Annotated in this window: 2 protein-coding genes; both read left to right on the plus strand. The window is 41.1% G+C overall.

What is annotated here, in order from left to right; all coding sequences use genetic code 11:
* A partial coding sequence (locus AC1DUA_RS21360; protein ID WP_477501690.1) for an S-layer homology domain-containing protein occupies positions 1-2,631 on the plus strand: 2,631 nt, incomplete at its 5' end.
* A 242-nt stretch (positions 2,632-2,873) separates the two neighbouring features.
* The coding region (locus AC1DUA_RS21365) for an S-layer homology domain-containing protein (RefSeq protein WP_477501691.1) at positions 2,874-5,537 on the plus strand (2,664 nt) is incomplete at its 3' end.

A 5,537-nucleotide genomic window follows, 5' to 3' on the forward strand; every position in this document is an offset into this window, starting at 1 on the left:
GGTCAAGATGAAGCAGCTAAAGGCAAAACAGGCACAGACACAACGGTTTCTGGCTGGGCACAAGGTTATGTAGCATTAGCGCTTGAATTGAAACTTCTTTCTAACGGTGAAGATGGTACATTCGGCGGAATGGCTAACGCAACTCGTGACCTGCTTTTGACAGGTGCTTATGAAGCAAAACAACAATACGTACCGGCTGGTAAAGTTTCTGTAACAGGTGCTAAAGCGACAGGCGCTCAACAAGTAACAGTAACATTCAACAAACCAGTTGATGTTGAAAAAGCAAAATTGAGCTTGAAAAAAGGTACAAGCGAAGTCGTTACAACTACAAAATTCTCTGATGACAAGAAATCCGCGGTTCTAACATTGGCGGATGTGAAAGTCAGCAATGGTGAGTACACAGTAACAGTTTCCGGTTTGGATGCAGCTACAGTTGAGAAAACATCGGCAACTTTCACAGGTGAAGATGAAGTTCTTACAAAAATCGATTTCGTAAATGCCGGCGACACGATCGCTTATGCAGATAAAACAATCGTGAAAGTAAAAGCTTCTAACCAATATGGTGAGAATGCAACAACAAATGCTGGTTCTTACAATGTGTACACGTCCGCTGCTACATTCACTAAAATTACAAAAGATACAGACGGTACTTTATTGATCACTTTGGATACAGCAAACGAAAGCACAACGCAAGGTGTATCTGTGATCCCAGTAACTATCGTTAACAACGACAGCCAYATCACAGCTACGAAAAACTTCAAATTGGGTACACAACCAATCTTGACGAAACTTGAGCTTGGTGAYGCTCGCTACTCCGTAGGTACARCACTTAMTGGTAAAGGYGARAACGTGAAATTYGACCTKAACYTGTTTGACCAATACGGYGGTACWATCTCTTATGACTCTTTRATGAATGCAAAAGTATACAGYAAWGRCAATACAAGYACTWCTAAATTGTTCGGTGACACAACTGTGATCTGGAACGAYTACATCCCRGCTGRAGATGTGAAAACAGAAGTAGAAGATAACGGAAACGATATYCCRCAAGTTAAAATCTCATTAGTCAATGATGTTGATAAAGCTGGCGACTACAACTTCACAGTRTTCAACCAAGCRGCTACAGCAWSTGGYAAAGTATCCGTTCAATCTTCGAAGCTTGCAAACAAAGTTGAAATTGGWGAGCTTAACGATGTGATCGCRGCTGGCGACAAAGAWGTTTATRTTCCWGTCGTAGCTTATGATGCAGCTGGCAATCAATTAAGCATGGATGACCTGACTAGTGACCAAAACATCGAACGTATCCAAGTAAATGTTTCTGGTGTTGAAGGTCAATCAACAGCGCCAATCATGGATTCCGGTGAGCACAAAGGTTCGATTAAACTGAACCAAATTAGCAACAATACAAAAGGTGCAGTATCCATTACAGCGATCATCGCAACAGCGAATGCAAGCAGCACTTCCACAAAAACATTCACAGTTGCTGACGCTCGTGTACCTGATCACTTCAAAGTAGTAACAGATCCTGCGAAATCCGTTGTTAAAGGTGGAGAATCTGATATTGAGCTTGCGGTCATTGACCAATACGGCCAGGTACTTGACGATGCACACTTCACAGATAGCCAAGGTAACAACTCGCCAACATTTACTGATGGTTCGAACAACAAGTATCAAGTCAACGTTAATGTGACTGCTACAGGTACTGCTGCTGGTACAATCGGCCTGAAAAAAGGTGACGATAACAATAATGCAATTACTTCTGCAATCTTTGGTAAAGGTGAAACTGCTGGTGACTTCGAAGCATTCAATGATGAGTACACACTCTTCACTACTGAAAATGCTACTGAAGGTGCAAAAGCTGATTACACAGTAACGATTACGAAAAACGGCACCGAGATCTCCAAGTTAACTAGAACAATCACGGTTGCTAGCGCAACAGACGACCTGACTTACTCCGTGAACGCTGTTCCAACATTGTTCAATTTTAGTGATAGCGGCATAGTTGTTGGATCCACTTATGGTACTGGTGGTACAACGATCTCTGCTGATGATCTGAAAGATGTAACGAAATCTCAAGTTTTCGCACAAGAAGTTAAACTTTCAGCTAAAAACGCTTCTGGTGACACTGTAAAACTTCCGGCTGGTACAATCACAGGTATTACAACATCGAACAATGCTGCTGCTAAAGTAGCCCTTGTKGGTGGYAAAGCYTATGTTCTTGGTAACAAAACAGGTACGGCTACATTAAAYGTATCTTATAGAACAATTAAAGGTGAAATCAAAACAGCAACAGTTKCKGTAACATCTAAAAATGATGCACTTGCCGTCGACAAAGTCGAAGCTGACAAAGACATGACAATTGGTACAACTGGTGGAAATGCATTCATCGGTCCAGATCTAATTGTTACTGACAACTACGGTGTTGAGTATGAGCAAGAAGATGCTCAAAAAGCTAATGGCGTACTGGGTGTAACMTTCTCGGCTAATGGCTACTCTTCAAACCTAACTTCAGTATCCATCGAYGSRAATGGTAACATYAMAGTAACSAAAACAAATGGYRATGCTGGATCRTTTGATCTGACAATCACATCCCCAAGCGGTAAATCCGATGTWGTTGCAGTAACTGTAAACTAAGATAAACTAAAGCTTAAGATAAGAAGGCCAACTGGCCTTCTTTTTTTTATTTATATGCAACGCACAATTTAGCATGGAAAATACTTATCAATGCTTTTATCACTGGTCGATAGTATACTATGTTTGTAGCCGAGTTGATATACGAAATGATATACGAAATTAATCGCGAGTCACACAAATATTAAGTTGATCCTCAATTTTTATAACAAAAACTTAAAAATATTAGGAGGAAACAAACCTTTATGAAAAAAACACTTTCCGTAGTTCTTACTTCCGCTATGGCTCTTTCGATGTTCTCATCCCTGGCATTCGCAGCGAAATCATCTACTGACTTCACAGACTTGAAAGACCTGGATGCTGCTACAAAAGCAAAATTCGATGCAATGATCTCTGCAGGTATCTTTGACGGTGTATCTGAAACAACTTTTGGTCTAAAAGACGAAATGAACCGTGCACAATTTGCTAAAGTTGCAGCATTGATCATGGGTCTTGAAGTAAATAAAGATTTGAAAACTTCAAGCTTCGCTGACGTTAGTGTTGACGATTCAGCCAATGGTTATGCACTTCCTTATATTGAAGCTTTAAAAACAGCTGGCGTAACGGATGGTTATGCTGAGGGTCAATATAACCCGGCAGGTAAAGTAACAAAAGAGCAATTGGCAACTTTCTTGGTTCGTGTTCTTGGACAAGATGAAGCTGCTAAAGGCAAAACAGGCACTGACAAAACAGTTTCTGATTGGGCACAAGGTTATGTTGCTTTGGCACTTGAATTGAAACTTCTAACTAACGGCGAAGATGGTGCATTTGGTGGTCAAGCTAACGCAACTCGCGATCTTCTATTAACTGGTGCTTATGAAGCGAAACAACAATACGTACCAGCGGGTAAAGTTTCTGTTACTGGCGCAAAAGCAGCTGGGGTTCAAAAAGTTGAAGTTACCTTTAACAAGCCTGTTGACGTAGAAAAAACGGAGTTGTCCTTGAAAAAAGGTAACGCCGATGTTGTAACAACTACTGCTTTCGCGGCTGATAAAAAATCTGCTGTATTGACACTAACTGACGTTAAAATCAGCAACGGTGAGTACACAGTAAATATGAGCGGCCTTGATGCAGCTGCTGTTGATAAAACAACAGCTACATTCAAAGGCGAAGACGAAGTGATGAAAAACATCGAATTCGTATCCGCGAACGACACGATCGCCTATGCAGATAAAGTAATTGTTAAAGCTAAAGCTGTAAACCAATATGGTGAAGCTGCTTCCACCAATGCAGGTTCTTACGATGTGTACACATCAGCTGCAACTTTCACGAAAATAACAAAAGACAATGACGGCACACTATTGATCACATTGGATACTAACACAAAAGACACGACGCAAGGCGTAACTGTGATTCCAGTAACAATTGTGAATAATGACAGCCATATCACTGTAACGAAAAACTTCAAGCTAGGTACGCAGCCAATCTTGACGAAACTTGAGCTAGGCCAACCGCGTTACTCCGTGGGTACTGCTCTGAATGCGAAAGGCGAAAATGCTGAGTTTGATTTGAACTTATATGACCAATATGGTTCTGTTATGTCTTATGAAACGCTATCCAGTGAAGACAAGCTTAAAGATACAAGCTTAATCTGGAATGACTATCTTGCAAGTGAAGATGTTAGCTATGTAATTGAAGATAACGGCAACGACATTCCACAAGTGAAAATCTCCTTGCTCAAAGATATTGATAAATCCGGAGATTTCAGCTTCACTGTATTTAACCAAGCGGCAACTGCAACAGGTAAAGTGAGCATTCAATCCGCAAAAGTAGCGACGAAAATAGAAATTGGCGACATGAATGATGTGATTGCATCCGGAGACACGGATGTATATGTTCCATTGATGGCTTATGATGCAAATGGCAAACAGCTGAGTGCAGACGATTTGGCAAGTGATGCGAACGTAGAACGTATTAGAGTTTCAATCTCTGGAGCAACGGGCAGCAGCACAATTGCAACTTCCGGTGAGCACAAGGGTATGATTAAATTAGATAAAATTGATGCTGGTTCTAACGGAGCGGTATCTGTAACAGCAGTCATTGCAACTGCCAATGCAAGCAGCACAGCAACTAAAACGTACACAGTTCATGATGCTCGTATTGCGGACCATTTAAAAGAATTAACAGTTCCAAGCAAGAATGCTGTAGCGGGGGCAACTTCTGATTTTGAGTTCAGTGTAATCGATCAATATGGTCAAGTACTGGATGACTCCAACTATCTTAACAGCAATGGTTCTGTGGTTCCGACGGCAGACGGTAATACGAAATATAGCGTAGTTGCAACAGCAGTAACTTATGATGTAAATGGTAATGTTATTGACAATGCTACTGCGCATGTTCTTACTCCAAATGGAGACGTATTGACGAAAAATACGTATGAAAAAGGTACAAACGACTATAAGGCTTTCAATGATGAGTTCACTTTTGAAACAATGAGCGCTGCAAAAGAGGGAACTTACGTTAAGTTCACAGCTCAAATTCTTAAAGGTGATCAAGAGATTTCTAAAGTAGAAAGAACGCTTACCGTCGTTGGTGAAAATGCAAACTTAACTTACAGCGTTGGAACAGTAGCACCATTGTTCAATGCTATTGACAGTGACGTAGTGAATGACAGTGAATTGGCAATAGCAACAAGCAAATTGTCCCGAGAAGTAAAAATCACAGCGAAAAATGCTGCAGGTGAATCCGTTGAGCTTCCGGCTGTGGCTACACAAATTACAACTTCAAACCCTAGCGTCGCACAGGTTGCGATGGGTACTGGTGAGGATGCCGGTAAAGCTTTTGTAATGGGTAACAAAGAAGGCACAGCAACATTGAATGTGACCTATAAAACGGTTAAAGGTGATGTTAAACAGGCAAGTGTACCTGTA

Source organism: Paenibacillus sp. 01T422 (assembly GCF_056398785.1).